Here is an 847-nt window from a genome sequence, read left to right on the forward strand (position 1 = left end):
GCGAGAGATGGCCATGAACGCGGTCGCGGGGCACGGCGTCAGCGTTGCGTTGGCGTGCAGGACGTTCGAGATCAGCGAGACCTGCTACAGATACAGCCCTGTTTTGAGCGACGAGAACGAAGAGATTGCGGATTGGCTGGAACGTCTGACAGCCAACAAGCGCAACTGGGGCTTTGGCCTTTGTTTTCTGTATCTGCGCAACGTCCAAGGCTATGGCTGGAACCATAAACGGGTTTACCGGATCTATTGTGAACTGGAGCTCAATTTGCGGATCAAACCCAAGAAGCGCCTCAAACGGGACAAGCCAGAACCATTGGCTGTGCCTGAAAGACCCAACGAGACTTGGTCGATGGATTTCATGGCGGATCAGTTGGCTGATGGCAGGTCGATTAGAACGTTGAACGTTTTGGATGACTTCAATCGCGAAGGTCTGGCTATTGAGGTCGACTTCTCGTTGCCCGCTGAACGTGTCGTGCGTGCGCTGAATCAGATCATTGAGTGGCGCGGAAAGCCCAAGGCTATTCGTGTCGACAACGGCCCGGAATACGTCAGTGGGAAGCTCATGGAATGGGCTGAGAAACGCAACGTGCGTCTCGAATATATCCAACCCGGCAAGCCCCAGCAGAACGCCTATATCGAACGCTACAACCGCACCGTTCGCGGCGAATGGTTGGGCCAATATATCTTTGAAACCATTGAGGAGGTACAGGACCAGGCAACTGAATGGCTCTGGACATACAACAACGAGCGACCCAACATGGGCATCGGCGGCATGACCCCCGCAATGAAACTGAAAACAGCCGCGTGAATTCTACGGCTGGACCCCATTAAAAATGGGGGGATTACC

1 protein-coding gene is annotated in these 847 nt (G+C 54.2%); it reads left to right on the forward strand.

Features of this window, described 5'->3' with window-relative positions; all coding sequences use genetic code 11:
- On the forward strand, positions 1-808 hold an 808-nt coding region (locus KZZ06_RS20040; RefSeq protein ID WP_219581757.1), incomplete at its 5' end, for an IS3 family transposase.
- Between the last annotated feature and the right edge of the window lie 39 nt (positions 809-847).

Source organism: Sulfitobacter sp. CW3, from assembly GCF_019392245.1.
GTDB lineage: Bacteria > Pseudomonadota > Alphaproteobacteria > Rhodobacterales > Rhodobacteraceae > Sulfitobacter.